Here is a 24,848-nt window from a genome sequence, read left to right as displayed (position 1 = left end):
AATTTGTTATTTTTATCTTTTTGGAATTCGCAAAGCCATATGCTATTAGTTTATACACATAAAATTACACCGAGAGTTACCTATACGTTTAAGCATATTTGTAAACGTATCTTAGGAATTGAAGTGCGGTTTACATCTAAAGTAGAAGACTTTATAGCACATGATAGTCTTAAAATGTCTTATGCTAAACAACCACTAAGTAATGAGTTGTTTATTAGGAGCAATGAATTATTGTTTGAGACTGGCTTGTCTGATATTGAAGTTAACTCACAACAATGGGGCAATACAAAAGGTTTTTTTGCCACAGGAGAGCGCAGTGATTTACCATTTGATATTTTTGCCGCTTCGTTTTATTTATTAAGTAGATACGAAGAATATTTACCGCACGTAAAAGATGATTACGGTCGCTTTTTAGCTACGGAAAGTGTAGCTTATAAATCTAATTTTCTGCATCAACCAGTCATTGATATTTGGGCATATAAATTAAAGGAAGTTTTGAAGGAACGATTTCCAGATTATAAGTTTCCAAATCGTACATATCAAGTAAAACCAGTAATTGATGTACCAGTGGCATATTATTTTAAAAACAAAGGATTGTTGCGTACCATTGGTGGTACCTTAAACGATTTAAGACGTTTTAAATTAAAGCAATTGTATCTTAGATATTCCGTTTTAATGGGTTTTAAACGCGATCCTTACGATACCTTTAAGTGGATCATTAGAAAACAAAAGCAATATAAATTTAAATTCATTGTTCTGTTTTTAATAGGCGAATATTCTACATATGACAAAAATATAAATACTAACAAAAAGCAATTTGTTTCATTAATAAAATCGGTTGCAGATTACTGTGATGTTGGTATAAAGGCATCTTATTTTGCTCTTGATGATGTAGAAGTTATGAAAAAAGAAAAACTTAAAATGGAAGCCATAACCCATAACGGTTTGAAGGCCGTACGTCACTCGTTTTCTAAATTAAATTTACCTACATCGTACCGTAACTTGGTAGAGTTAGAAATTAACGAAGATTTTACCATGGGCTATATTAACACTTTGGGTTTTAGGGCAGGTACATGTACACCTTTTCAATTTTACGATTTAGATTACGAAGTGCAAACACCATTGAGAATCAACCCTTACCAATGTTTAGATTTTAGCTTATTGAAGTACAATTCAAAATTAGATAAAACGGAACATTTACAAAAAATTATTAACGAAATAAAAGCAGTAAATGGTACTTTTGTTCCCATATTTCACAACTATGCTTTTAGCGATTTAGAACGTTGGAAAGGTTTTAGGTCATTATTCAATTTAGTATTAGATTCAGCCGAATGAAAAATAGAATAAAACATGTCTTTTTTGATTTAGATCATACACTTTGGGATTTTGATAAAAATTCTGGTTTAACTTTTGATAAAATTTTTAAACTGAATAAAATTGAAATTGATACCAAAGATTTTTTATCAGTCTATGAACCTATAAATTTGAAATTTTGGAAACTTTATCGAGAAGAAAAAGTAACCAAGTCAGCATTGCGATATGGAAGGTTGAAAGAAGCTTTTGATGGTGTTAATATGTCTGTTGAAGATGATTTAATCAATCTCTTGTCTGATGCCTATATTGATCACTTGTCTTCGTTTAATCATCTATTTGAAGGCACTTTTGAGACTCTAAATTATTTAAAGGAAAAGTATGTACTCCATATTATTACCAATGGATTCCATGAAGCTCAAGAAAAGAAAATGGCAACCTCAAATATAAAACAATACTTTAAAACCATTACTGATTCTGAAATGGTAGGTGTAAAAAAACCTAATCCAAAAATTTTTAATTTTGCATTAGAGTTAGCTCAAGCGAAACCATCAGAAAGTATAATGATTGGTGATAGTCTGGAAGCCGATATTGAAGGTGCACATAATATAGGAATGGATACCATACATTTTGATTATAAAAACCTTAGTAACTCAGGGAACTTTAAAAGCGTTACAGAATTAAAAGCATTAATAAATCATTTATAAAAGACATACTATGTTCAAGAAACTAATTTTTACGCTATCGTTTATTCTCATCAGTGTATATGGAATAGCTCAAAAAGACATCAATAATTACAAGTATATCATTGTTCCAAAAAAATATGAATTTTCAAAGTCAGATGATCAGTATCAATTAAATTCATTGACTAAATTTTTATTTAATAAGCATGGATATCAAGTTTATTTTACTGATGAAATTCCGGAGAATTTAAAAAGTGAATTATGTAATGGACTAAAAGTAGAATTGTCTAATACTAAGAGTGGAATGTTTAAAACAAAGTTAGAAATGACACTCAAGGATTGTTATGATGCTGTGGTAATGACTTCAAAAGTTGGTGAATCGCGCTTAAAAACATATGATAAAGCCTACGTTGAGGCATTAAGAAATGCTTTTGAAACATTTCAAAATATAGAATATAAGTATTCAGGAGATGAGAAAGATAAAGAAGCGGAAGTTGTGATGACAGAAACTAAAGTAGTGGTTGCTAAGACGAAAGATCTTGAATTAGAAAAAAAAGAACCTACTTTAGAAGGCACCTTCAAACCTGAAAATAAAAAGGAAGAGAAGGCAGTGGTTTCAAATATATCAACTACTTTTAAAAATGAAAAATACTATGCACAGGAGATTTCTAATGGGTTCCAATTGGTAAACTCTGAGCCCAGAGTAGTGATGATTCTATTTAATACAGCTGCAGAGAATGTCTATCTAGTAAAAGGAAAAAGTGCAATTGTATTTAAGCAAGATGGATTTTGGTACTATTCTGAAAATAATGGTGAGCTAAAAGAGCAAGAGTCTATCAATATTAAATTCTAAAACTTAGTAACCATATTTTTCTTTCCACAGTTGTTTTAAATAATTTCGCTGTGCTTGCTCACGTGCATTATTTCCTGGACTATACAATTGGGTGTTTGCAATTTCACTAGGTAAAAATTCTTGAGCAGCAAAATTGTTCTCGTAACTGTGAGAGTACTTGTAATCATCGCCATATCCCAATTCTTTCATTAGTTTTGTTGGCGCATTTCTCATGGCTAACGGCACCGATAAATCGCCAGTTTCTTTCACTAATTGTTGAGCTCTATTAATGGCTTCATAAGCAGCATTACTTTTAGCAGAACTCGCTAAATATGTTGCACACTGACTTAATATAATACGAGATTCAGGATGACCTATTACAGAAACAGCTTGAAATGTATTATTAGCAATTACTAGCGCAGTTGGGTTGGCGTTACCAATATCTTCACTAGCGAGAATTAGCAATCGTCGCGCTATAAACTTAACATCTTCTCCGCCTTCAATCATTCTTGCTAAATAATAAACTGCAGCATTAGGATCACTACCACGAATAGATTTAATAAATGCAGAAATAATGTCGTAATGTTGTTCACCAGTTTTGTCATATCGTGCAGCTTTGTTCTGCACTTGTTTGGTCACTAGTTCATTAGTGATAATAATATTATTGTCTTCAAATGAAGCAATTAATAACTCAAAAATGTTCAATAACTTTCGGGCATCACCACCAGAGATCCTCAATAAGGCTTCTGTTTCTTTTAATTCAATGTTTAATTTAGAAAGTTTTGTGTCTTGCTTTAAAGCACGTTGTAAAAGAGCTTCTAAATCTGCTTTGCTAAAAGCATTCAACGTATAAACTTGACATCTTGATAGAAGTGCAGAGATAACCTCAAAACTTGGGTTTTCAGTAGTTGCGCCAATAAGTGTAACCCATCCTTTTTCTACAGCCTCTAAAAGTGAATCTTGTTGAGATTTACTAAACCTATGAATTTCATCAATAAATAAAATAGGATTTTTAGCTGTGAACAAGCCACCGCTTTTCTTCGCTTTGTCAATAACCTCCCGAATATCTTTTACTCCAGAATTAATGGCGCTTAGTTTAAAAAATGGACGTTCAGATTCATTGGCAATTATATTAGCCAATGTAGTTTTTCCAATTCCAGGAGGTCCCCAAAATATCATAGATGGAATAACGCCACTTTTAATTTGCTGGTATAACATACCATCTTTGCCAACTAAATGCTGTTGACTTAGGTAGTCATCTAATGTGTTTGGTCTAAGACGTTCTGCTAAAGGTGTATTCATGGTTTCAAAATTACAAAATGCTTTTGTTATGAATTCAATTAATTCGTTAATTCCACATTATAAGCAAATGGTTTTATCTTTTTGCTCTGCCAATTTTGCAGACATTTCCATTTTGGATATAAAATTGAAATAGAAATTTAACATGAGCAACAACCAACAATTTAAATATTCTAATAGCATCATTGTTTACCCGTTGATAATACTATTTGCTGTTTGGCTAGTATTTTGGTATCAGGTTAGAATTGATGGAAGCATAAATAATTTTGGTATTAGACCACAAGAGCTTGAAGGTTTATTTGGTATAGTAACAAGCCCATTTTTGCATGGTGATATTAACCATATTTATAATAACTCAGTGCCACTTTTTGTACTTAGTTTGTCGTTATTTTATTTTTATAATAAAATAGCATGGAAAGTCATTGGCTTCGGCATTCTCTTATCAGGAGCATTAACTTGGTTAATTGCTAATCACGGTAACCATATCGGAGCAAGTGGTTTAGTTTATGTTTTGGTTAGTTTTATATTTTTTAAAGGCATTTTTGCCAAGCATTACAGATTAATTGCATTATCCTTATTGGTTATATTTTTATACGGAAGTATGATTTGGTATGTGTTTCCGATAAAAGCAGGCATGTCTTGGGAAGGCCATTTGTCTGGGTTAATAACGGGTTTATTATTTGCCTTAATTTTTAGAAAACAAATAGCAAAGCCAGAACGTTACAAATGGGAAGAACCTCATTATAATGAAGATGATGATCCATTTATGAAACACTTTGATGAGAATGGTAATTTTATTGAATTGAAGCCGGAAATTGAAAATGATCTTGAAATTGAAGATAATTCTGAGGGCACGAAAGAATTAAAAATTAGATATATTTTTAAAAAGGATGATAATGAATGACGGAAGGATTAAAAAAGTTTAACCTAAGATATAAAAAAAACAAAAGGAGATTATCTTACGATAACCTCCTTTTTTTAGACTAACCTCTAAATAATAGATACTACTTAGTTTAGTTAGATGGAAAAACCCACATATCATCATCTAGCAAATGACCGCCTTGAGATGAAATTGCAGCATCATAGTTTGCACTATTAGTTGTTCTTTCCGTAATAGGATATAAGAATCTTCTTGGAATTACTCCTGATGGATTAAAACTAGGAACAGCATCTGGATTAGGAGTTAAATCAGGATAACCTGTTCTTCTATAATCAGCCCATGCTTCTAATGGTCCATTTCCGTATAAAGACTTATACTTTTCAGTTATGATAGTTTCAATTTTATCTTCAGAAGTACCAGTTAAAGTTAATGTATTTACATAAAGATCTGCATCAGTTGTAGATACACCTACATATAACATGTTAGATCTAACAGCTTCTTGCAATGCTGTTAAGGCATCAAGATCTGCACCACTAGTTCTTACAATAGCTTCAGCTTCAATGAACTTAACTTCCCAATAAGAAATTAAAGGCGTTGGCGATGTTGCCTTTCCCCAGAATAAATCATCTGATGCAAAAGTTTCTCCGTCTGTAGTATATAAAGCTAATCTAGGATCACTTGTCATCATTGTATTTAAAGTTGCACCGAATCCCATTGTACTAGGTCTGTCGTTATCAAATAAATATAGTGGGTTAGCATTTTGAGCAGGTAAACTGTAAACAAAATCAGGTTGATCTGCTGTACTAGTAAATGCCATTTGTGCTTCACTTAAAGCATTTTGAGCAGCAGTTGGATCAACTGAAGTTAAATGCAAATAATATCTAGCTTTTAAGGCGTGAGCAGTTCCTTCCCAATCTGCGCTTCCACCAGCTCCGAAAAATTCACCAACACCACTAGCAACACCTTCATTAATCGATTCAGTTAATAATGTTTGAATATCAGCATATATACTGCTTTGGGAGTCATATGATGGCGTAACATTTCCTTCATCACCTAAAAATGCATCACTGTAAGGGATATCTCCCCAAGTACTTGTTGTCATTCCTAAATTCGCTGCCATATATAACTTTGCTAAAGCACTTACTTCACCAGTATTATTTTGAGTAATTACAAAACAATCTGTCATTGAACCTGCACCATAGAGACCAAAGCCCCAACTGTTGTCAATATCACTTTCTCCAATGTTATATTGTCCGTATGCAATCTGCTGTGCATCTAAACCATCAAACTGTTGCATTACAATTCCTGCAATTCTACCGTTTAAAGCAACAATGTTTCTGTGAGTTTGAGTTATCATTCCTGGATAAATCGCACCTGCATTTACTACGTCTGCAGACGGATTATCAGGATCCACATTTGTGTCTGTTATTTCACATGAGATTAATCCCATAGAAAGAATCCCAATTAATATTATTTTTATCTTTTTCATCTTTATTAAAAATTAAATTTTATATCAAATCCATAACTCTTAGTATTAGGTTGGTTAAAATAATCCAAACCTAGACCATTACTATCTCCAGTTAAATTTGTTTCTGGATCAATTCCTGGATAATCAGTATTTAACCATAAGTTTCTACCATAGGCTGCAATACTAATTCCATCAATAAACATACCTTCTAAATATTTACTAGGCACTTGGTAAGCTAAAGTGATTTCTCTTAAACGTACCCAAGAAGCATCGTATACGTTAGATTCTGATAAACCACCAAATCCGTAACGTCTCCAAACATTATTATTTTCACTTACCGTGTTATCATAATAAGGAACTGATTGCGCATTTTGTTGTCCAGTTGACTGTACAACACCATTAAATACTAATGATTCCTCTCTTACTAAAGTAGCAGCAGATGTACCAAAGTAATCTAGTATACCACATGTACCACACCAAACATCACCACCTTGTCTAATATCAAAAAGTACTGATAAGCTTAAGTCTTTATAAGTGAAAGTATTACTAATACCAGCTACCCAGTCTGGGATAGGATCACCAACAACACCATCTGTAGGATCTTGTAATGGGTAACCATTATCGTCAATCAATACTTCACCAGAATCGTTTCTTAAAAATCTAGAACCGTAAATAGAACCATAAGATTCACCAACAATTGCAACAGAAGATGTACTTGTAAATCCATTTAATGTAATAAATTCTACACCTTCAGTAAGTTCTTCAACTACGTTTTCATATGTTGTCCAGTTCATGCTTATGTCCCAAGAAAAATCATCTGTTTGTACTGGTGTACCTCCTAAAGAAATTTCAACACCCGTATTCGATATTAATCCAACATTGTCAAAACGATCAATAAATCCAGAAGAAGGAGCAACATCAACAGGTATGATTTGATCTTTAGTTTCTTTATTATAGTATGCTATATCAAAATTTAAACGGTTTGAAAACATTTTAAATTCTAATCCAATTTCAAATTCAGTAGTAATTTCTGGTGTTAAATCAGGATTACCAGCTCTTGAAGATCTTTCAAACGAAACTTGATCATATGCTGGAAACGCTACACTTTGAATGAATCCATCTCCTGAAGCAGAATACCCAGAAAAGTTTGTTGTTGTAGCGTAAATTGGTGCATCGTTACCAGTTTTACCGTACGATAACCTTAATTTACTGTAATCCACAGCATCACTATTTTCAAAAAGTAATTCATTAAAGATAAAACTAGCACCAATAGAATAAGATTGGAAAGTGTTATTACCTTCAGGTAAAGTTGAAGACCAGTCATTTCTAAACGATGGTGTAATGAATAAAATGTCATCGTAACCAATTGTAGTAGTAGCGAAAGTACCAATTAATTTTTTGGCAGATGTGCTTTCTTGTGCCTGTGTTGTTTCAACATTAATTAAGTTAAAATAACCAGGAATAGTCATTCCATCACCAATTACACTTCTACGATTAGATTTAGTATAGTAACCGTCATACCCAAGGTTAAATGTTAAATTCATCTTGTCACTTAAGTCCTTTCTACCACTTACAAGCATGTTCCAGTTTACATCTTGGTTAGAAATGTTATCGTTAATCATTCTACCATTACCGTAACTTGCATCTAAAACATCAAAACCAATTTTTCTAACATCGGTATAACGGTCAACAGATGCAGCACCTTTAATGTTAATCCAATCATTTAAGTCATACGATAGACCCATTCTTCCAATGATACGGTTAACGTCATCTTGGTTAATGTTTCTAGCGACTGTAAAATAAGGGTTGTTATAGATTCCATCTCTATAACTTCTGTGACCAGGTAATTCTGATCCTTCAATATCATAAAAGTAAGAAGAAGCGCTATCAGCTGCTTCTTGGCCAGTAAGACCATTTCCATTATCAAAAGTTGGTGCAGTTCTTAATAAACCTAACATAATACCTGAGATGTTAGATCCTCTTTGTACTCTGTTTCCACCTGAATTAGTATATTGAGCAGAAGCTTCAAGCTTTAATTTTTCAGACATTTGCGCATCTACGTCAACTCTAAATGTTTTTCTGTTGAAATCTTCATTTGGTGAAATACCTTTTTGAGTTAATTTTCCAATAGAAGCACGATATCTCACTTTTTCATTTCCACCACTAGCAGAAAGATTTGTGTCATATATTTCTCCAGTTTTGAAAAAATCGTAATGATCATAAGATCTTGCAGCGATTCCATTCCCTGAACCAGCAGCTACTAAACTTCCGCCTCTATCAAATGGGTAAGCTGAATCACCGTCATATTCTAAGGTAGAAATATTTGGTCCCCAAGAATCTCCTTCAAATGTTTCAGGGCCTCTCCAAATCTGAACACCACCAACAACACCACCTTGTGCATATTTGCGTTGTAAATCTGGACCTTGATTGTATTGCGAGAATCCTACGGAGTTAGATAATGTAACTCTTGTTTTTCCTGATTTTCCTTTTTTCGTTGTAATGATAACTACTCCATTTGCGGCACGTAATCCGTACAATGTTTGAGCTGCAACACCTTTTAGTATGTTAACTGATTCTATATCAGCAGAGTTGATGTCAATGGCTCTGTTAGAAAAATCAGAACCACCTGTACTAGAGTTGTTATTAGATTGAGTAGCATCTTCTGTAAATGAAGAGTTGTCAATAGGAACTCCATCTACAATAAATAGAGGTGAATTAGATCTTGTAATAGAAGTATTACCTCTAATTCTAATGTTAGCAGATGCTCCTACTGATCCTGAAGACGTTGTAACCTGAACACCAGCTGCTTTTGCGTTTAACCCAGAAACTAAATTTGTTTCTTTTGATTTGTTAATCGCATCTGAACCTACAGATTGAACTGAGTAGGCTAATTCTCTTGGTTTAGCTTGGATTCCTTGTGCTACAATTACAACTTCCGAGAGTTCAGAAGCATCTTCAACCAGTTGTACATCTATTACATTAGAATCGCCTACTACCATTTCTTTGGTGACGAAACCTATGTAACTAAAAATTAATGTACTACCAGTATCTACATCAATAGAATACTTACCATCAAAGTCTGTTACGACTCCGGTTGAAGTCCCCTTGACTATAACACTAGCTCCAGAAAGTGGCATTCCCGAATCTTCTGTTACAGTACCAGAAACTGTTTTTTCTTGTGCAAACGTGAGTTGCACCACAAACGCCATGAAAAGCGTTAAAATTGTTTTTAGTTGTGATTTCATAAATTGTTAAAATTTTAACAAAAATGCAGAAAATATATTGTTTTCGCAATAGTTTGTTTTGCTTTTTTTAACAATTGAGCTAGTGTTTTGTTAATTTATATGGTAATAAATTAAAAAAAAATCAATAAACGTTTTAAATTTATTGATTCCCTATAATATATTAACGCATTCAATTTGAATAAAATAGAATGAATTGCATGGATTATTGTCGCTGTCTCACAGCTTCATATAAGAATGCACCACAAGCTACTGACACATTTAGAGATTCAATATCACCTAAAATAGGGAGTTTAGCTTGGTTGTCAACCACTTTTAAAACAGAAGGATTAATTCCTCTTCCTTCAGATCCCATAATAATTGCACACGGTTCTTTAAAAGATACATCAAACAAATAATTTTTTGCTTTCTCAGTTGCGGCTATAACTTTTATTCCTGAAGACTGCATATGAAATACAGCATCTTTTATGTGGTCTACTTTACAAATAGGAATTTTAAAAATTGCACCAGCACTGGTTTTTATAGTGTCCCCATTTATTGGCGCTCCACCTTTCTTCTGTATAATTATTCCGTCTACACCAGTACATTCTGCAGTTCTTACAATGGCTCCAAAATTCCTAACATCACTAAGTTGATCTAATAATAAAAACAAAGGTGTTTTTTTAGATTCTAAAACACCCATTACCATCTCATCAATATCATGAAATGCAATCGGTGAAATTTGAGCCACGGCTCCTTGGTGATTACCTCGAGTTAAACGGTTTAATTTTTCTACAGGCACATAAGATGAGTTGATACCCTCAGCACGTATTATATTTTCTAACTCTTTAAAAAGTTCTCCTTGCAAACCCTTTTGCATAAAAACTTTGTCAATGGTTTTTCCTGATTTTATGGCTTCAATAATCGCTCTAATACCAAAAATTGTGGTTTCGTCTTTCATGTATATAAAATATCCTAAAATTAAATGGGTATAAGGTGCAAATGTATTGAAACAGAATTAAAAAGTTGCAGTTAAACTCACATGAACTTTAGAGTCCGATAATTTAAATGCTCTATTTTCTGTTTTACCGCTAGAATAATTAAAACGAAATAATCCTGTATTGGTCAACAATCCAAATCCGAGTCCAAACCCAAACAGTTTCTCTTTTGTGTTACTAATCTTGTTTTCAAAATAGGCGGCATCAAACACAGAATTAACATAGATATTAGAGCTTAATCGGTACCTGTATTCCGTGCTCAGCACACCATATAAATTTGCAACCAAACTATTTTCTTCAAAACCTCTAATTGAATTAATGCCACCAAAACGGAATAATTCGTTATCAAGATAGTTATTAGAGGTTAAGGTTGCGCCACTAATTTTTGCATAAATGCTATTAGTTCTGTTAAGATTGAAAATCTTGTAGGTTTCTAAATTGAATGCAGTTTGTTTTTCAGTATTTAAATCAGTTTTTCTATCTCCAAAGCCAGAAGAAAAATTAAACCAAAATTTAATTGGGAATAGAGGGTCACTCGTTTGAGGTTTTATATAGTTGTATTGTAATGTGTAATAATTGGAGGTGTAGTCATTGAGTGTATTAGTGTCATCATCTTGAAGATTGGTGGAGTTTGTAGATGTGATTCCTATACCTATACTGTGTTGACTGTTAATTTTGTAATTTATTTTAGCGTATTGATTGGCGTTTAAAAAAGTTGAATCCTTCCTGAAAATATTGAGCCCAACCTGAAGACCAATAGGCGTAGAAAATATATAAGGAAGGTCAGCATCTACCTTAAATGTCTGCTGATCTATTTCGTCACTTTTGTAAAGTAGGTTTAAAGTTTCGCCGTAGTTGAGATTATTTACTAATCTAAGATCTAAATAGCCGTCAAATTCTAACCTGTTGGTGTCTTCATTTGTTCCAAATCCTAAAAATCCATCAAAGTTATTTGTTTTAGTTTTTTCTACATATATATATAAGGTAGTGGAATCTTTAGTAAATAAGACTTCAGGATCTTTAATTTTTGATGCGAATCTTAAGTCGTTTAAAAGTTCAATTTTGTTTTTAATGGTATTGAGGTTGAATAATTTTTCCGTTTTTAATTTTAGAAAATGTTTCACATATGACTTTGGGAAATTATCGTAGCCTTTAATGACAATTTTATCTATACGTCGTTTTTTATTTGATACAATCTTGAGGTCAGCTGTTATTAATTGTAAATTAAATTTAGTGATATTAATCAATTGTACTGTTGCAAAAGGATCGCCTTCTTCCGCAATAAGAGAATTTAAGTTCTTAAGGTAAGTTTGAAGATTAAGTATGCTGAGATCAACATGCTCTTTACTGTTGCTCAAATTAGGGAGTTGTTTTGTTAGGTTGGGGTGAATACGTATTCTTATGTTCTTAATCTTATTACCCAAGTATAATGTGGCCTGATAAACAGAGTCATTCTTCTTTGTTATAGCATCAATAGATGAATCAATAAATCCATGTTGCGTTAAATCGTGTTGAATTTTTTTTACTTCAAGATTTAAATTAGTGTAATTTTTGAAGTTTTTTCTGTAACCCAAAGAGTCAATTACCTTTGTTTTTTCGTTATTCTCTCCTAAAATTATCAATTTCATTGATTGACCAGCACAGTGATTTGAAAAAATCACGAGAAAAATTATTAAAAAAAATCGTTTGTAAAAGGTCATCAATACTAAATATAATAACACACATAGTAACGTAAAAATAGAATATAAAATATACGTAGAAACGTAAAGTTTATAATTCTTTTAAAAATTAATTCGCAACTGTTTGAAAAATAGATATTAATTCCTACCTTTGCAGCCCTCAAAAGTGAGGGTTAATAAAATTTTATATAGAAATATATGCCAACAATTTCACAATTAGTACGAAAAGGAAGAGCCAAAATAACCAAGAAGAGTAAATCGGCTGCTTTAGATTCGTGTCCTCAGAGACGTGGTGTATGTACTCGTGTTTATACAACGACACCTAAAAAACCTAACTCAGCAATGCGTAAGGTGGCAAGGGTTCGTTTAACAAACGGAAACGAAGTAAATGCATACATCGGTGGAGAAGGTCACAATTTACAAGAGCACTCGATAGTATTGGTTAGAGGTGGAAGGGTAAAAGATTTGCCAGGAGTTAGATATCACATTGTTCGTGGTGCTTTAGATACAGCAGGTGTATCAGGAAGAACACAACGTAGATCTAAGTATGGTGCAAAACGCCCTAAGAAGTAATTTAAAACTTTAAGAAGAAGACATGAGAAAAAGAGCAGCAAAAAAGAGACCGCTTTTACCAGATCCTAAATTTAATGATCAGTTAGTAACACGTTTTGTTAACATGATGATGTGGGACGGTAAGAAGTCTGTGGCTTTTAAAGTATTCTATGATGCAATTGATATTGTTGAAGAGAAAAAAAATGATGACGAAAAAACAGCTTTAGAAATTTGGAAGGAAGCTTTATCTAACGTAATGCCTCACGTAGAAGTACGTAGTCGTCGTGTTGGTGGTGCTACATTTCAGATTCCAATGCAAATTCGTCCAGACCGTAAGGTTTCAACTGCGATGAAATGGTTAATTAGCTTTTCACGTAAAAGAAACGAAAAATCTATGGCACAACGTTTAGCATCAGAAGTATTAGCTGCTGCTAAAGAAGAAGGTGCTGCTGTTAAGAAAAGAATGGATACTCACAAGATGGCAGAAGCTAACAAAGCATTCTCTCACTTTAGATTTTAAGAAATGGCAAGAGATTTAAAATTTACTAGAAATATAGGTATTGCAGCACATATTGATGCTGGAAAAACTACTACTACAGAACGTATTCTTTACTATACAGGTGTTTCACATAAAATTGGTGAAGTACATGATGGTGCTGCTACTATGGACTGGATGGAGCAAGAGCAAGAAAGAGGTATTACAATTACTTCTGCTGCTACAACTTGTGAATGGAAATTCCCTATTGAAAATGGTGAACCAACACCTGAGACAAAAGGATACCATTTTAATATTATTGATACTCCTGGTCACGTAGATTTTACTGTAGAGGTAAATCGTTCATTGCGTGTATTAGATGGGTTAGTTTTCTTGTTTAGTGCAGTTGATGGTGTTGAGCCACAATCTGAAACTAACTGGAGATTAGCTGATAATTATAAAGTACCTCGTATTGGTTTCGTTAATAAAATGGACCGTCAAGGATCTAACTTTTTAGGTGTTTGTCAGCAGGTAAAAGATATGTTGAAGTCTAACGCAGTGCCAATTGTTTTAAACATTGGTGATGAGATGGACTTTAAAGGTATCATAGATTTAGTTAAGAACAGAGCTATTGTATGGCATGACGAAACTCAAGGGTCTACTTTTGATGTTATTGAAATACCAGAAGAGCTTAAAGCTGAAGCTAAAAAATATAGAGCTTTATTAATTGAAGAAGTAGCAAGCTACGATGAGAACTTATTAGAGAAGTTCATGGAAGATGAAGATTCTATTACAGAAGATGAAGTGCATGCTGCACTTAGAGCTGCTGTGATGGATATGGCTATTATTCCAATGATTTGTGGTTCTGCATTTAAAAATAAAGGTGTACAATTTTTATTAGATGCTGTATGTCGTTATTTGCCTTCTCCTACAGATAAAGAAGGTATTGTGGGTGTAAATCCAGATACTGAAGAAGAAGAAATTCGTAAACCAGACGTAAAGGAGCCATTCGCTGCTTTAGCATTTAAAATTGCTACAGATCCTTTCGTAGGACGTTTAGCATTCTTTAGAGCATATTCTGGTCGTTTAGATGCTGGTTCTTATGTGTTGAACAATCGTTCTGGTAAAAAAGAACGTATTTCACGTATTTACCAAATGCATGCTAATAAACAAAATGCAATTGATTTTATTGAGGCTGGTGATATTGGAGCTGCTGTTGGATTTAAATCTATTAAAACAGGAGATACTTTAACGGCTGAGAAACATCCAATTGTTTTAGAATCAATGGACTTCCCTGATCCAGTAATTGGTATTGCGGTAGAGCCTAAGACTAAGGCAGATGTTGATAAGTTAGGAATGGGCTTGGCTAAATTAGCTGAGGAGGATCCTACATTTACAGTACGTTCAGATGAAGCTTCTGGTCAGACTATTATTTCTGGTATGGGAGAGTTACACTTAGATGTAATTGTAGATCGTTTAAAGCGTGAATTTAAAGTTGAGGTTAACCAAGGTCAACCACAAGTTGAATATAAAGAAGCTATTACTGCTGCTGCAGATCACAGAGAGGTTTATAAAAAGCAATCTGGTGGACGTGGTAAATTCGCAGATATCGTATTTACAATTGAGCCTGCAGACGAAGGTCAAGTAGGACTTCAGTTTGAGTCTGTAATTAAAGGTGGTAACGTTCCTAAGGAATTTATCCCTTCAATTGAAAAAGGATTCAAAATGGCGATGGTAAATGGACCGTTAGCTGGTTTCGAAGTTGATGCAATGAAGATTACATTAAAAGATGGATCTTATCACGATGTCGATTCAGATCAATTATCTTTCGAATTAGCTGCTAAATTAGGGTTTAAGAATGTAGCTAAAGCTGCTAAAGCCGTGATTATGGAGCCTATCATGAAACTTGAGGTTATAACACCTGAAGAAAACATGGGTGATATAGTTGGTGATTTAAATAGAAGAAGAGGTCAAGTAAGTGATATGGGTGATAGAAATGGTGCTAAAACTGTAAAAGCAACTGTACCATTATCAGAAATGTTTGGATATGTAACAACTTTAAGAACATTATCTTCTGGTCGTGCAACATCAACAATGGAATTTTCACACTATGCTCAAACACCTTCAAATATATCTGAAGAAGTAATTAAAGCAGCTAAAGGCGTAGAAGCTTAAAACTAAAAGAAAATGAGTCAAAAAATTAGAATAAAATTAAAGTCTTACGATCATAATTTAGTTGATAAGTCTGCTGATAAGATTGTAAAAACAGTTAAGAGTACAGGTGCAGTAGTAACAGGTCCAATCCCATTACCAACACACAAGAAAATTTTCACTGTATTACGTTCACCACACGTAAATAAGAAGTCTAGAGAACAATTTCAATTAAGCTCATATAAGAGATTATTAGATATTTACTCTTCATCTTCTAAAACAATTGATGCTTTAATGAAACTTGAATTACCAAGTGGAGTAGAAGTTGAGATTAAAGTGTAATTACACAGTAACATGTCCTAAGCTGCGAGCGAAGGAAAAACGGTAAAAAATACAATTCAAGGCTGAAACGTATTTTTCAGCCTTGAGTTTTGAATAACAAATAGTAATAATTAATAAATAATAAATATGTCTGGGTTAATTGGAAAAAAAATCGGTATGACCAGCATTTTCGATGAAAATGGAAAGAATATTCCATGTACAGTAATCGAAGCTGGACCATGTATCGTTACCCAAGTCAGAACTGAAGAAGTGGATGGTTATTCAGCCCTTCAATTAGGTTTCGATGACGCGACAGAAAAAAGCGCTACTAAAGCAGACTTAGGTCATGCTAAAAAAGCGGGTACTTCTGTAAAACGCAAAGTTGTTGAATTCAAAGGTTTTGGTGAGGAGTACAAGTTAGGTGATGCAATCACTGTGGAGCAATTTACTGAAGGAGAATTTGTGGATATCGCAGGTACTTCTAAAGGTAAAGGTTTTCAAGGTGTTGTTAAACGTCACGGATTTGGTGGTGTAGGTCAAGCAACGCATGGTCAACATAATCGTTTAAGAGCTCCTGGTTCTATTGGTGCAGCTTCTTATCCTGCGAGAGTATTCAAAGGAATGAAGATGGCCGGAAGAATGGGTGGTGAAACAGTAAAAGTTCAAAATTTAAGAGTTTATAAAGTAGTTGCTGAAAAGAACTTACTTGTTGTAAAAGGATGTGTTCCTGGTCACAAGAATTCTTATGTAATCATTGAGAAGTAATGAAGGTAGCAGTTTTAGATATAAACGGAAAAGATACGGGAAGGAAAGCAGAGCTTTCTAAAGACGTATTCGCTATAGAGCCTAATAATCATGCTGTCTATTTAGATGTTAAGCAATACTTAGCAAATCAAAGACAGGGAACGCATAAGGCAAAAGAAAGAGCAGAGATTGCTGGTAGTACACGTAAGATTAAAAAACAAAAAGGAACTGGTACAGCACGTGCAGGTTCTATTAAATCTGGTGTATTTAAAGGTGGTGGACGTATGTTTGGTCCTAGACCAAGAAACTATGGTTTTAAATTAAATAAAAATTTAAAGCGATTAGCACGTAAATCTGCATTAAGTATTAAAGCAAATGATAAGTCAATTTTAGTTATGGAAGACTTCAATTTTGAAGCTCCAAAAACTAAAAACTTTATCAATGTTTTGAAGGCATTAGAGGTTGAAAACAAAAAATCTCTTATTGTGTTGGGTGGCTCAAATAATAATGTATATTTGTCATCACGTAATTTTAAAGGTTCAGAAGTGGTAACTGCTTCAGAATTAAGTACTTATAAAATAATGAATGCTAATAAAGTTATTCTTATTGAAAGTGCATTAGAAGGAATTGAATCGAATTTAAGTAAATAGAACAGATGAGTATCTTAATAAAACCTATAATCACAGAAAAAGCAACCATGCAAAGTGAGTTGTTAAATGCTTATGCATTTGAAGTGAAGACAAAGGCGAACAAGGTAGAAATCAAAAAGGCGGTTGAGGCTGCTTATGGAGTTTCTGTTGAAAAGGTTCGTACAATAAATGTCCGTCCAGAGAGAAGAACACGTCATACAAAGACTGGTATTCAACATGGTAAAACAAATGCTGTTAAAAAAGCAATTGTACAACTGGCGGAAGGTGAAGTAATAGATTTATACACTAACATGTAATTTTAGACATTAATGTCAGTAAGAAAATTAAAACCGATCACATCAGCTCAGCGATTTAGAGTAGTAAATGGATTTGACGCCATAACTACTGATAAGCCGGAGAAAAGCTTGCTTGCTCCGAAAAAAAGATCTGGTGGTAGAAACAGTCAAGGAAAGATGACCATGCGCCAATTAGGTGGAGGTCACAAGAAACGTTATCGTATTATCGATTTCAAACGTAACAAAGTAGGAATTCCTGCAGAAGTTAAGTCAATTGAATACGATCCAAACAGAACAGCATTTATTGCTTTACTTAATTACCAAGATGGTGAGAAACGTTATGTTATCGCTCAAAATGGTTTGCAAGTAGGACAAAATATAGTGTCTGGTGAAAAAGGTATCGCTCCAGAAATTGGAAACGCAATGCCTTTAAGTGAAATACCTTTAGGTACAATTATTTCTTGTATAGAGTTACGTCCTGGACAAGGAGCTGTTATGGCTCGTAGTGCAGGTGCTTTTGCTCAGTTAATGGCAAGAGGTGATAAGTTTGCTACAGTTAAATTACCGTCTGGTGAAACTAGAATGATCTTAATCACTTGTATGGCTACAATAGGAGTTGTTTCGAACTCTGACCACCAATTATTAGTATCTGGTAAAGCAGGTAGAAGTAGATGGTTAGGTAGACGTCCAAGAGTAAGACCAGTAGTGATGAATCCAGTAGATCACCCAATGGGTGGTGGTGAAGGTAAATCTTCAGGTGGACATCCAAGAAATAGAAACGGTGTTCCTGCTAAAGGATTTAGAACACGTTCTAAGACGAAGTCGAGTAATAAGTATATTGTAGAACGTAGAAAGAAATAATTAAGATAGTATGGCACGTTCATTAAAAAAAGGACCTTATATCCACTATAAATTGGAAAAGAAAGTTGCAGATAATGTAGCTTCAAACAAAAAGACAGTAATTAAGACTTGGTCAAGAGCATCAATGATTTCTCCAGATTTCGTTGGTCAGACTATAGCAGTTCATAATGGTCGTCAGTTTGTTCCAGTATATGTTACTGAAAATATGGTAGGTCACAAATTAGGAGAATTTTCACCAACAAGATCTTTTAGAGGTCATGCAGGTGCTAAGAATAAAGGTAAAAAATAAGAATCATGGGAAGTCGTAAAAAACAAATGGCGGAAGCTATTAAGGCTGAAAAAAAGCAGGTTGCTTTTGCTAAGCTAAATAACTGTCCTACGTCACCTAGAAAAATGCGTTTAGTTGCGGATTTAGTAAGAGGTGAAAAGGCAGAGAAAGCTCTTCAGATTCTTAGATTTAGCCAAAAAGAAGCGTCTCGTCGTTTAGAGAAACTTGTTATGTCTGCAATTGCTAACTGGCAAGCTAAAAACGAAGATGCTGATGTTGAAGAAGCTAAACTTTATATCAAAGAGATTAGAGTTGATGGTGGAGCAATGCTTAAGCGCTTAAGACCAGCACCACAAGGTAGAGCACATAGAATTAGAAAGAGATCTAACCACGTAACTGTGGTAGTAGATGCAATAAATAAAACACAAAGCTAAGATAGAGATATGGGACAAAAGACAAATCCAATCGGAAATCGCTTAGGAATTATCAGAGGATGGGAATCTAACTGGTACGGAGGAAACGATTATGGTGATAAACTTGCCGAAGACGATAAGATTAGAAAATACGTTCACGCGCGTTTATCTAAAGCTAGTGTAAGTAGAGTAATTATTGAGCGTACGCTTAAACTTGTAACCGTTACTATCACTACTGCTAGACCTGGTATTATTATCGGAAAAGGTGGACAAGAGGTAGATAAGTTAAAAGAAGAGCTTAAGAAAATTACTGGTAAAGAAGTTCAATTGAACATCTTTGAGATTAAAAGACCTGAACTAGATGCATACTTAGTAGCAGCAAGTGTAGCTCGTCAAATTGAAAGTAGAATTTCGTACAGACGTGCTATAAAGATGGCTATCGCAGCTGCCATGCGAATGAATGCAGAAGGAATTAAAATTCAGATTAGTGGTCGTTTGAATGGTGCTGAAATGGCACGTTCTGAACACTATAAAGAAGGACGTATTCCTTTATCTACATTTAGAGCTGATATTGATTACGCTCTTGTAGAAGCACATACTACTTATGGTAGATTGGGCATCAAAGTTTGGATAATGAAAGGCGAAGTATATGGTAAAAGAGAACTTTCTCCATTAGTTGGCTTATCTAAGCAAAAAGGTAAAGGTGGACGTGGTGGAAACAAGAACCAATCTCGTCGTAGAAAGTAATTTTTTAAAGAAAAGAAAAAATGTTACAGCCTAAAAGAACAAAATTTCGTAAGCAGCAAAAAGGACGTATGAAAGGAAATGCGGGAAGAGGTCATTTGTTATCAAATGGTACTTTCGGTATTAAGTCACTAGAGTCGACTTTTATTACTGCACGTCAAATAGAAGCAGCACGTATTGCAGCAACTCGTTACATGAAGAGAGAAGGATCGTTATGGATTAAAATATTTCCAGACAAGCCTATTACAAAGAAACCTCTTGAAGTACGTATGGGTAAAGGTAAAGGTGGTGTTGAGTATTGGGCAGCAGTTGTGAAACCAGGACGTATGTTATTTGAAATAAGTGGTGTGCCATTAGACGTAGCTCAAGAAGCATTACGTTTAGCAGCACAGAAACTTCCGGTAAAAACTAAGTTTATCATAGCTAGAGATTACGAAGCTTAATAAAAAGATATTATGAAGCAATCAGAAATTAAACAGCTTTCAACAGCTGAGTTACAAGAGAAACTTAGTGAGACTAAAAAGAGTTATACAGACCTAAAAATGGCTCATACTATTTCTCCTTTAGACAACCCAATTCAGTTACGTGTCGCTCGTCGTGCAGTAGCTAGAGTGGCAACCGAATTAACTAAAAGAGACGTACAATAATTGTATTCTGCTGAAAGATGGAAAAAAGAAACTTAAGAAAAGAACGTATAGGGATCGTAACAAGTAACAAAATGGAGAAATCTATTGTAGTTGCAGAGGTTAAGAAAGTAAAACACCCTATGTATGGAAAATTCGTGTTAAAGACTAAGAAATATGTCGCACACGATGAGACAAACGACTGCAACGAAGGCGATACTGTAAAGATCATGGAAACACGACCTTTAAGTAAGTCTAAGTGTTGGAGATTAGTAGAAATAATTGAAAGAGCGAAGTAATTATGGTACAACAAGAATCAAGATTAAAAGTAGCTGATAACACTGGTGCAAAGGAGGTTTTAACTATCCGTGTATTAGGAGGAACTAAAAGAAGGTACGCTTCTGTTGGAGATAAAATTGTAGTATCTGTCAAAGATGCAACACCAAATGGAAGTATCAAGAAAGGTGCTGTTTCTACAGCAGTTGTTGTGCGTACGGCTAAGGAAGTAAGACGTCCTGACGGATCTTATATTAGATTTGATGACAATGCATGTGTACTTTTAAATCCTCAAGGGGAAATGAGAGGAACTCGTGTTTTTGGTCCTGTAGCTAGAGAACTTCGTGATAAACAATTCATGAAAATTGTATCATTGGCACCAGAAGTGCTTTAATTGATAAATAAAATGACAAAGCTTAAAATAAAATCAGGAGATACTGTAAAAGTTGTTGCTGGAGACCACAAAGGTTCAGAAGGTAAAGTACTTAAAGTATTAATAGAGAAAAACAAAGCCATCGTAGAAGGCGTGAACATGGTAAAGAAACATACTAAACCAAGTGCACAAAATCCTCAAGGTGGAATTGTAGAGAAGGAAGCATCTATACATATTTCTAACTTATCATTGTTAACTTCAAAAGGAGAAACAACTAGAGTTGGATTTAAAATGGATGGTGATAATAAAGTGAGATTTTCTAAAAAATCTAATGAAGTAATTTAATTATGGCTTACGTTGCAAGATTAAAACAAGAGTATAAGGACAAAGTTGTTGCTGCTCTTACCGAAGAATTTGGATATAAAAATGTAATGCAAGTACCTAAACTTACTAAGATAGTAATATCTAAAGGTGTTGGTGCTGCTGTTGCGGATAAGAAATTAATCGATCACGCAGTAGAAGAACTTACAAAAATATCTGGACAGAAAGCTATACATACAATGTCTAAGAAAGATGTTGCTTCATTTAAGTTACGTAAAGGTATGCCAATTGGTGCTAAGGTAACTTTAAGAGGTGAGCAAATGTATGAGTTCTTAGATCGTTTAGTAACTTCAGCTTTACCACGAGTTAGAGATTTTAACGGTATTAAAGCAACTGGCTTTGATGGACGTGGAAATTATAACTTAGGTGTTGTAGAACAAATTATTTTTCCAGAAATTGACATTGATAAAATTAACAAAATTTCAGGAATGGATATAACATTCGTAACCACTGCAGAGACAGACAAGGAAGCGAAGTCTTTATTAACAGAACTAGGATTACCTTTTAAAAAGAATTAATTATGGCTAAAGAATCAATGAAAGCCCGTGAGGTTAAGCGTTCTAAAACGGTAGCTAAATATGCAGAAAAACGTAAAGCTTTAAAAGAAGCTGGAGATTATGAAGCATTACAGAAATTACCAAAAAATGCTTCTCCAATACGTCAGCACAACCGTTGTAAACTTACAGGAAGACCAAAAGGTTATATGAGACAATTCGGAATTTCTCGTGTAATGTTTAGAGAGATGGCTAACCAAGGATTAATTCCTGGTGTTAAAAAGGCAAGTTGGTAAAATTATAAATTGGTTTCAGGTTTGACAATAGTGTCGAAAACCGCTACCGCAAATTAATACATATGTATACAGATCCAATAGCGGATTATTTAACGCGAGTTAGAAATGCAGTGAAAGCAAACCACAGAGTGGTTGAGATACCTGCATCTAATTTAAAGAAAGAAATAACTAAGATTTTATTCGATCAAGGATTTATCTTAAGTTATAAGTTTGACGACTCAACAGTACAAGGTACTATCAAAATTGCTTTGAAGTACAGTAAAGAGACAAAAGAGTCTGTCATCAAAAAAATTCAAAGAATCAGTAAACCAGGTTTACGTAAATATGCTTCTTCTAACGAAATGCCAAGAATCCTTAACGGATTAGGTATTGCAATTGTTTCTACTTCTCATGGAGTTATGACAGGTAAACAAGCGCAAAGAGAAAATGTTGGTGGTGAAGTTTTATGTTACGTATACTAAAAACAGGATATTATGTCAAGAATAGGTAAAAACCCAATAACAGTTCCTGAAGGTGTAACACTTGAAATTAAAGATAACGTAATTACTGCAAAAGGTAAATTAGGTGAATTATCTCAAGAGTATTCAGATATTACTATAAAACAAGAAGACGGTACTATTACATTAGAGCGTGCTTCTGATAAGAAAGATTTAAGAGCAAAACATGGTCTTTATAGAGCATTAATTGCTAACATGATAGAAGGTGTTTCTAAAGGTTGGACCAAAGAACTAGAGTTAGTTGGTGTAGGTTATAGAGCTTCAAATCAAGGACAAAAATTAGATTTAGCTGTAGGATTTTCTCATAATATTGTTTTAGATATTGCTCCAGAAGTAAAAGTTGAAACAATTTCAGAAAAAGGTAAAAATCCAATAGTAAAATTAACGTCTTTTGACAAACAATTAGTTGGTCAAGTTGCTGCTAAAATTCGTGGCTTCAGAAAACCAGAACCTTACAAAGGAAAAGGTATCAAGTTTGTTGGTGAAGAAATTAGAAGAAAAGCAGGTAAATCAGCGTAATAATTAAGTTATGGCATTGACAAAGAACGAAAGAAGATTAAGAATTAAAAACAGAATCCGTAAGGTAGTATCTGGTACTGAAACAAAACCAAGATTAGCTGTTTTTAGAAGTAATAAAGAGATTTATGCTCAAGTCGTAGATGATGTATCTGGTAACACTTTAGCTGCTGCATCTTCAAGAGATAAAGATATAGCTAAGTCTAAAGGAAACAAATCAGAAATTGCTACTTTAGTAGGAAAGTCTGTCGCAGAAAAAGCTATGAAGGCTGGTGTTGAAACTATTTCTTTTGATAGAGGTGGTTATTTATATCATGGAAGAGTAAAATCATTAGCAGAAGGTGCTAGAGAAGCAGGACTTAAATTTTAAGACATTATGTATCAAAAATATAAAAACGCAGAGCTTGTAAAACCAGGCGGATTAGAATTAAAAGACCGCTTAGTAGGTGTACAACGTGTAACTAAAGTAACAAAAGGTGGTAGAGCATTTGGTTTTTCTGCAATTGTTGTTGTAGGTGACGAAACAAATGTTGTAGGACATGGATTAGGTAAATCTAAGGATGTGGCAACAGCAATTGCAAAGGCAGTTGAAGATGCTAAGAAAAACTTAGTAAGAATTCCTATCATCAAAGGTACATTACCACACGAGCAAAAAGGTAAATTTGGTGGTGCAAGAGTTAACATCATTCCTGCTGCTCCTGGTACAGGTGTAATTGCAGGTGGTGCGGTAAGAGTTGTTCTTGAAGCAGTTGGTGTACATGACGTATTATCTAAGTCTCAAGGATCTTCAAATCCTCATAATGTTGTAAAAGCTACTTTTGACGCTTTATTACAATTAAGAGATGCAAAGTCTGTAGCTAAAGAACGCGGAATTTCACTTGAAAAAGTATTTAACGGATAATCGATAGGATAAGATGGCAAAGATTAAAGTAAAGAAAGTAAAAAGTGCAATCAATCGTACTAAAAGACAAAAGTTGACATTGTTAGCTTTAGGTTTAAAAAAGATTGGACAAGTAGTAGAGCACGATGCCACACCAAACATCCTTGGTATGGTGAAGAAAGTTGAACACTTAGTTTCTGTAGAGGAAGCTTAATAATATAACTTAACAATGGATTTAAGTAATTTAAAACCTGCAGAAGGTTCAGTAAAAAATCAAGGGAAGCGTATTGGACGTGGACAAGGTTCTGGTAAAGGTGGTACTGCAACACGTGGTCACAAAGGAGCAAAGTCTCGTTCAGGTTATTCTAAGAAATTAGGATTTGAAGGTGGTCAAATGCCATTACAAAGACGTGTGCCTAAATTTGGTTTTACAAATATTAACAGAGTAGAATATCAAGGTGTAAATTTAGATACATTACAAAAGTTAGTAGACGAAAAGAAAGTTAAAGATAGTGTTGATTTTGAATCTTTAGTATCTATGGGATTAGCTGGTAAAAATGAGCTAGTAAAAATCTTAGGTAGAGGAGAATTGAAGACAAAATTAAAGGTAACTGCTCATAAATTTACTGCTACGGCAAAAGCTGCTATTGAAGCTGCTGGTGGTGAAGCTGTAACTTTATAAGATTA

At 34.0% G+C, this 24,848-nt stretch carries 33 protein-coding genes; 28 read left to right on the top strand and 5 right to left on the bottom strand.

What is annotated here, in order from left to right; genetic code table 11:
• Positions 1–39: 39 nt before the first annotated feature.
• From Q0891_RS14475 to Q0891_RS14465, 3 genes are read left to right on the top strand one after another with little or no spacing between them, the layout of a single operon-like run.
• The gene (locus Q0891_RS14475) at positions 40–1,335 is read left to right on the top strand and encodes a polysaccharide deacetylase family protein (RefSeq protein ID WP_299102681.1); all 1,296 of its coding nucleotides are present in this window, start codon (positions 40–42) and stop codon (positions 1,333–1,335) included.
• Positions 1,332–2,018 (top strand): YjjG family noncanonical pyrimidine nucleotidase, encoded by a 687-nt coding sequence (locus tag Q0891_RS14470; RefSeq protein ID WP_299102679.1) that lies wholly within the window; start codon positions 1,332–1,334, stop codon positions 2,016–2,018. Before Q0891_RS14475 ends, Q0891_RS14470 begins: the two co-directional genes overlap by 4 nt.
• Before the next feature lie 10 nt (positions 2,019–2,028).
• On the top strand, positions 2,029–2,847 hold the full coding sequence (locus Q0891_RS14465; protein WP_299102677.1) for a hypothetical protein: 819 nt from the start codon (positions 2,029–2,031) through the stop codon (positions 2,845–2,847).
• Between the two features lie 3 nt (positions 2,848–2,850).
• On the opposite strand, the gene Q0891_RS14460 is transcribed toward Q0891_RS14465, so the two are convergent.
• Positions 2,851–4,128 carry a replication-associated recombination protein A gene (locus Q0891_RS14460; protein WP_299102675.1) on the bottom strand — a complete coding sequence of 426 codons (1,278 nt, stop codon included), beginning with the start codon at positions 4,126–4,128 and terminating at the stop codon, positions 2,851–2,853.
• A 142-nt stretch (positions 4,129–4,270) separates the two neighbouring features.
• Here Q0891_RS14460 and Q0891_RS14455 point away from each other — a divergent pair, with 142 nt between their 5' ends.
• A complete protein-coding gene (locus tag Q0891_RS14455; RefSeq protein ID WP_299102673.1) occupies positions 4,271–5,029 on the top strand; it encodes a rhomboid family intramembrane serine protease in 759 nt (252 codons plus the stop codon).
• A 109-nt stretch (positions 5,030–5,138) separates the two neighbouring features.
• Here Q0891_RS14455 and Q0891_RS14450 read toward each other — a convergent pair whose 3' ends face one another.
• The 4 genes from Q0891_RS14450 to Q0891_RS14435 all read right to left on the bottom strand — a co-directional run bounded on the left by Q0891_RS14450 (position 5,139) and on the right by Q0891_RS14435 (position 12,320).
• Entirely contained in the window at positions 5,139–6,494 is a 1,356-nt protein-coding gene (locus Q0891_RS14450) for a SusD/RagB family nutrient-binding outer membrane lipoprotein (protein ID WP_299102671.1), read from the bottom strand.
• A 5-nt stretch (positions 6,495–6,499) separates the two neighbouring features.
• The gene (locus Q0891_RS14445) at positions 6,500–9,718 is read right to left on the bottom strand and encodes a SusC/RagA family TonB-linked outer membrane protein (RefSeq protein ID WP_299102669.1); all 3,219 of its coding nucleotides are present in this window, start codon (positions 9,716–9,718) and stop codon (positions 6,500–6,502) included.
• A gap of 202 nt (positions 9,719–9,920) precedes the next feature.
• On the bottom strand, positions 9,921–10,655 hold the full coding sequence (gene rlmB, locus Q0891_RS14440) for a 23S rRNA (guanosine(2251)-2'-O)-methyltransferase RlmB (protein WP_299102668.1): 735 nt from the start codon (positions 10,653–10,655) through the stop codon (positions 9,921–9,923).
• A 57-nt stretch (positions 10,656–10,712) separates the two neighbouring features.
• Positions 10,713–12,320 (bottom strand): hypothetical protein, encoded by a 1,608-nt coding sequence (locus Q0891_RS14435; RefSeq protein WP_299102667.1) that lies wholly within the window; start codon positions 12,318–12,320, stop codon positions 10,713–10,715.
• 249 nt (positions 12,321–12,569) lie between these two features.
• Here Q0891_RS14435 and rpsL point away from each other — a divergent pair, with 249 nt between their 5' ends.
• From rpsL to rplO, 24 genes are all read left to right on the top strand, one after another.
• Positions 12,570–12,944 (top strand): 30S ribosomal protein S12, encoded by a 375-nt coding sequence (rpsL, locus tag Q0891_RS14430; protein ID WP_019386263.1) that lies wholly within the window; start codon positions 12,570–12,572, stop codon positions 12,942–12,944.
• Between the two features lie 22 nt (positions 12,945–12,966).
• Positions 12,967–13,443: a 30S ribosomal protein S7 gene (gene rpsG / locus Q0891_RS14425; RefSeq protein ID WP_299102666.1), complete on the top strand. Its 477-nt coding sequence runs from the start codon at positions 12,967–12,969 to the stop codon at positions 13,441–13,443.
• A gap of 3 nt (positions 13,444–13,446) precedes the next feature.
• Entirely contained in the window at positions 13,447–15,573 is a 2,127-nt protein-coding gene (gene fusA, locus Q0891_RS14420; protein ID WP_299102665.1) for an elongation factor G, read from the top strand.
• 12 nt (positions 15,574–15,585) lie between these two features.
• Complete coding sequence (gene rpsJ, locus Q0891_RS14415; protein ID WP_007650482.1) at positions 15,586–15,891, top strand: 30S ribosomal protein S10; 306 nt, start codon at positions 15,586–15,588, stop codon at positions 15,889–15,891.
• A 126-nt stretch (positions 15,892–16,017) separates the two neighbouring features.
• Positions 16,018–16,635: a 50S ribosomal protein L3 gene (gene rplC / locus Q0891_RS14410; protein ID WP_173281844.1), complete on the top strand. Its 618-nt coding sequence runs from the start codon at positions 16,018–16,020 to the stop codon at positions 16,633–16,635.
• Positions 16,635–17,264 (top strand): 50S ribosomal protein L4, encoded by a 630-nt coding sequence (rplD, locus tag Q0891_RS14405; protein WP_299102664.1) that lies wholly within the window; start codon positions 16,635–16,637, stop codon positions 17,262–17,264. Before rplC ends, rplD begins: the two co-directional genes overlap by 1 nt.
• Positions 17,265–17,269: 5 nt before the next feature.
• The gene (gene rplW / locus Q0891_RS14400) at positions 17,270–17,560 is read left to right on the top strand and encodes a 50S ribosomal protein L23 (RefSeq protein WP_299102663.1); all 291 of its coding nucleotides are present in this window, start codon (positions 17,270–17,272) and stop codon (positions 17,558–17,560) included.
• 12 nt (positions 17,561–17,572) lie between these two features.
• On the top strand, positions 17,573–18,400 hold the full coding sequence (rplB, locus tag Q0891_RS14395; protein WP_299102662.1) for a 50S ribosomal protein L2: 828 nt from the start codon (positions 17,573–17,575) through the stop codon (positions 18,398–18,400).
• A gap of 10 nt (positions 18,401–18,410) precedes the next feature.
• Positions 18,411–18,689, top strand: coding sequence for a 30S ribosomal protein S19 (gene rpsS / locus Q0891_RS14390; RefSeq protein WP_157364594.1), 279 nt, complete (start codon positions 18,411–18,413; stop codon positions 18,687–18,689).
• A gap of 5 nt (positions 18,690–18,694) precedes the next feature.
• Complete coding sequence (gene rplV, locus Q0891_RS14385; RefSeq protein ID WP_299102661.1) at positions 18,695–19,102, top strand: 50S ribosomal protein L22; 408 nt, start codon at positions 18,695–18,697, stop codon at positions 19,100–19,102.
• 9 nt (positions 19,103–19,111) lie between these two features.
• Positions 19,112–19,828, top strand: a complete 717-nt coding sequence (gene rpsC / locus Q0891_RS14380) for a 30S ribosomal protein S3 (protein WP_157364592.1) — start codon at positions 19,112–19,114, stop codon at positions 19,826–19,828.
• A 20-nt stretch (positions 19,829–19,848) separates the two neighbouring features.
• Positions 19,849–20,268: a 50S ribosomal protein L16 gene (gene rplP / locus Q0891_RS14375; RefSeq protein ID WP_008269176.1), complete on the top strand. Its 420-nt coding sequence runs from the start codon at positions 19,849–19,851 to the stop codon at positions 20,266–20,268.
• Positions 20,269–20,280: 12 nt separating this feature from the next.
• The gene (gene rpmC / locus Q0891_RS14370; protein WP_173281853.1) at positions 20,281–20,472 is read left to right on the top strand and encodes a 50S ribosomal protein L29; all 192 of its coding nucleotides are present in this window, start codon (positions 20,281–20,283) and stop codon (positions 20,470–20,472) included.
• 17 nt (positions 20,473–20,489) lie between these two features.
• On the top strand, positions 20,490–20,747 hold the full coding sequence (rpsQ, locus tag Q0891_RS14365) for a 30S ribosomal protein S17 (RefSeq protein ID WP_092469501.1): 258 nt from the start codon (positions 20,490–20,492) through the stop codon (positions 20,745–20,747).
• Between the two features lie 2 nt (positions 20,748–20,749).
• Positions 20,750–21,118: a 50S ribosomal protein L14 gene (rplN, locus tag Q0891_RS14360; protein ID WP_185790319.1), complete on the top strand. Its 369-nt coding sequence runs from the start codon at positions 20,750–20,752 to the stop codon at positions 21,116–21,118.
• A 12-nt stretch (positions 21,119–21,130) separates the two neighbouring features.
• On the top strand, positions 21,131–21,442 hold the full coding sequence (gene rplX, locus Q0891_RS14355) for a 50S ribosomal protein L24 (protein ID WP_299102660.1): 312 nt from the start codon (positions 21,131–21,133) through the stop codon (positions 21,440–21,442).
• Between the two features lie 2 nt (positions 21,443–21,444).
• Complete coding sequence (gene rplE, locus Q0891_RS14350) at positions 21,445–21,996, top strand: 50S ribosomal protein L5 (RefSeq protein WP_299102659.1); 552 nt, start codon at positions 21,445–21,447, stop codon at positions 21,994–21,996.
• Positions 21,997–21,998: 2 nt separating this feature from the next.
• Complete coding sequence (gene rpsN / locus Q0891_RS14345) at positions 21,999–22,268, top strand: 30S ribosomal protein S14 (RefSeq protein ID WP_115818545.1); 270 nt, start codon at positions 21,999–22,001, stop codon at positions 22,266–22,268.
• Between the two features lie 62 nt (positions 22,269–22,330).
• Entirely contained in the window at positions 22,331–22,729 is a 399-nt protein-coding gene (gene rpsH, locus Q0891_RS14340; protein ID WP_299102658.1) for a 30S ribosomal protein S8, read from the top strand.
• A 12-nt stretch (positions 22,730–22,741) separates the two neighbouring features.
• Positions 22,742–23,284 (top strand): 50S ribosomal protein L6, encoded by a 543-nt coding sequence (gene rplF, locus Q0891_RS14335; RefSeq protein ID WP_299102657.1) that lies wholly within the window; start codon positions 22,742–22,744, stop codon positions 23,282–23,284.
• 10 nt (positions 23,285–23,294) lie between these two features.
• Complete coding sequence (gene rplR, locus Q0891_RS14330; RefSeq protein WP_299102656.1) at positions 23,295–23,651, top strand: 50S ribosomal protein L18; 357 nt, start codon at positions 23,295–23,297, stop codon at positions 23,649–23,651.
• 6 nt (positions 23,652–23,657) lie between these two features.
• Positions 23,658–24,182, top strand: coding sequence for a 30S ribosomal protein S5 (gene rpsE, locus Q0891_RS14325; protein WP_173281861.1), 525 nt, complete (start codon positions 23,658–23,660; stop codon positions 24,180–24,182).
• 13 nt (positions 24,183–24,195) lie between these two features.
• Entirely contained in the window at positions 24,196–24,375 is a 180-nt protein-coding gene (gene rpmD / locus Q0891_RS14320) for a 50S ribosomal protein L30 (RefSeq protein ID WP_008269164.1), read from the top strand.
• A gap of 15 nt (positions 24,376–24,390) precedes the next feature.
• Positions 24,391–24,843: a 50S ribosomal protein L15 gene (gene rplO, locus Q0891_RS14315; protein WP_299102655.1), complete on the top strand. Its 453-nt coding sequence runs from the start codon at positions 24,391–24,393 to the stop codon at positions 24,841–24,843.
• The last annotated feature ends 5 nt before the right edge of the window (positions 24,844–24,848 follow it).

This window comes from uncultured Winogradskyella sp., assembly GCF_947498005.1.
In the GTDB taxonomy this organism is placed as follows: domain Bacteria; phylum Bacteroidota; class Bacteroidia; order Flavobacteriales; family Flavobacteriaceae; genus Winogradskyella.
The sequence above is the reverse complement of the archived record's forward strand: the minus strand, read 5'-3'. Positions and strand labels throughout refer to the sequence as shown.

What these genes read in the sequence shown, in the direction of transcription:
- Q0891_RS14475 (WP_299102681.1), top strand. Translation starts at nt 40, where the DNA reads ATGCTATTAGTTTATACACATAAAATTACACCGAGAGTTACCTATACG.
- Q0891_RS14470 (WP_299102679.1), top strand. Translation starts at nt 1,332, where the DNA reads ATGAAAAATAGAATAAAACATGTCTTTTTTGATTTAGATCATACACTT.
- Q0891_RS14465 (WP_299102677.1), top strand. Translation starts at nt 2,029, where the DNA reads ATGTTCAAGAAACTAATTTTTACGCTATCGTTTATTCTCATCAGTGTA.
- Q0891_RS14460 (WP_299102675.1), bottom strand. Translation starts at nt 4,128, where the DNA reads ATGAATACACCTTTAGCAGAACGTCTTAGACCAAACACATTAGATGAC.
- Q0891_RS14455 (WP_299102673.1), top strand. Translation starts at nt 4,271, where the DNA reads ATGAGCAACAACCAACAATTTAAATATTCTAATAGCATCATTGTTTAC.
- Q0891_RS14450 (WP_299102671.1), bottom strand. Translation starts at nt 6,494, where the DNA reads ATGAAAAAGATAAAAATAATATTAATTGGGATTCTTTCTATGGGATTA.
- Q0891_RS14445 (WP_299102669.1), bottom strand. Translation starts at nt 9,718, where the DNA reads ATGAAATCACAACTAAAAACAATTTTAACGCTTTTCATGGCGTTTGTG.
- rlmB (WP_299102668.1), bottom strand. Translation starts at nt 10,655, where the DNA reads ATGAAAGACGAAACCACAATTTTTGGTATTAGAGCGATTATTGAAGCC.
- Q0891_RS14435 (WP_299102667.1), bottom strand. Translation starts at nt 12,320, where the DNA reads ATGAAATTGATAATTTTAGGAGAGAATAACGAAAAAACAAAGGTAATT.
- rpsL (WP_019386263.1), top strand. Translation starts at nt 12,570, where the DNA reads ATGCCAACAATTTCACAATTAGTACGAAAAGGAAGAGCCAAAATAACC.
- rpsG (WP_299102666.1), top strand. Translation starts at nt 12,967, where the DNA reads ATGAGAAAAAGAGCAGCAAAAAAGAGACCGCTTTTACCAGATCCTAAA.
- fusA (WP_299102665.1), top strand. Translation starts at nt 13,447, where the DNA reads ATGGCAAGAGATTTAAAATTTACTAGAAATATAGGTATTGCAGCACAT.
- rpsJ (WP_007650482.1), top strand. Translation starts at nt 15,586, where the DNA reads ATGAGTCAAAAAATTAGAATAAAATTAAAGTCTTACGATCATAATTTA.
- rplC (WP_173281844.1), top strand. Translation starts at nt 16,018, where the DNA reads ATGTCTGGGTTAATTGGAAAAAAAATCGGTATGACCAGCATTTTCGAT.
- rplD (WP_299102664.1), top strand. Translation starts at nt 16,635, where the DNA reads ATGAAGGTAGCAGTTTTAGATATAAACGGAAAAGATACGGGAAGGAAA.
- rplW (WP_299102663.1), top strand. Translation starts at nt 17,270, where the DNA reads ATGAGTATCTTAATAAAACCTATAATCACAGAAAAAGCAACCATGCAA.
- rplB (WP_299102662.1), top strand. Translation starts at nt 17,573, where the DNA reads ATGTCAGTAAGAAAATTAAAACCGATCACATCAGCTCAGCGATTTAGA.
- rpsS (WP_157364594.1), top strand. Translation starts at nt 18,411, where the DNA reads ATGGCACGTTCATTAAAAAAAGGACCTTATATCCACTATAAATTGGAA.
- rplV (WP_299102661.1), top strand. Translation starts at nt 18,695, where the DNA reads ATGGGAAGTCGTAAAAAACAAATGGCGGAAGCTATTAAGGCTGAAAAA.
- rpsC (WP_157364592.1), top strand. Translation starts at nt 19,112, where the DNA reads ATGGGACAAAAGACAAATCCAATCGGAAATCGCTTAGGAATTATCAGA.
- rplP (WP_008269176.1), top strand. Translation starts at nt 19,849, where the DNA reads ATGTTACAGCCTAAAAGAACAAAATTTCGTAAGCAGCAAAAAGGACGT.
- rpmC (WP_173281853.1), top strand. Translation starts at nt 20,281, where the DNA reads ATGAAGCAATCAGAAATTAAACAGCTTTCAACAGCTGAGTTACAAGAG.
- rpsQ (WP_092469501.1), top strand. Translation starts at nt 20,490, where the DNA reads ATGGAAAAAAGAAACTTAAGAAAAGAACGTATAGGGATCGTAACAAGT.
- rplN (WP_185790319.1), top strand. Translation starts at nt 20,750, where the DNA reads ATGGTACAACAAGAATCAAGATTAAAAGTAGCTGATAACACTGGTGCA.
- rplX (WP_299102660.1), top strand. Translation starts at nt 21,131, where the DNA reads ATGACAAAGCTTAAAATAAAATCAGGAGATACTGTAAAAGTTGTTGCT.
- rplE (WP_299102659.1), top strand. Translation starts at nt 21,445, where the DNA reads ATGGCTTACGTTGCAAGATTAAAACAAGAGTATAAGGACAAAGTTGTT.
- rpsN (WP_115818545.1), top strand. Translation starts at nt 21,999, where the DNA reads ATGGCTAAAGAATCAATGAAAGCCCGTGAGGTTAAGCGTTCTAAAACG.
- rpsH (WP_299102658.1), top strand. Translation starts at nt 22,331, where the DNA reads ATGTATACAGATCCAATAGCGGATTATTTAACGCGAGTTAGAAATGCA.
- rplF (WP_299102657.1), top strand. Translation starts at nt 22,742, where the DNA reads ATGTCAAGAATAGGTAAAAACCCAATAACAGTTCCTGAAGGTGTAACA.
- rplR (WP_299102656.1), top strand. Translation starts at nt 23,295, where the DNA reads ATGGCATTGACAAAGAACGAAAGAAGATTAAGAATTAAAAACAGAATC.
- rpsE (WP_173281861.1), top strand. Translation starts at nt 23,658, where the DNA reads ATGTATCAAAAATATAAAAACGCAGAGCTTGTAAAACCAGGCGGATTA.
- rpmD (WP_008269164.1), top strand. Translation starts at nt 24,196, where the DNA reads ATGGCAAAGATTAAAGTAAAGAAAGTAAAAAGTGCAATCAATCGTACT.
- rplO (WP_299102655.1), top strand. Translation starts at nt 24,391, where the DNA reads ATGGATTTAAGTAATTTAAAACCTGCAGAAGGTTCAGTAAAAAATCAA.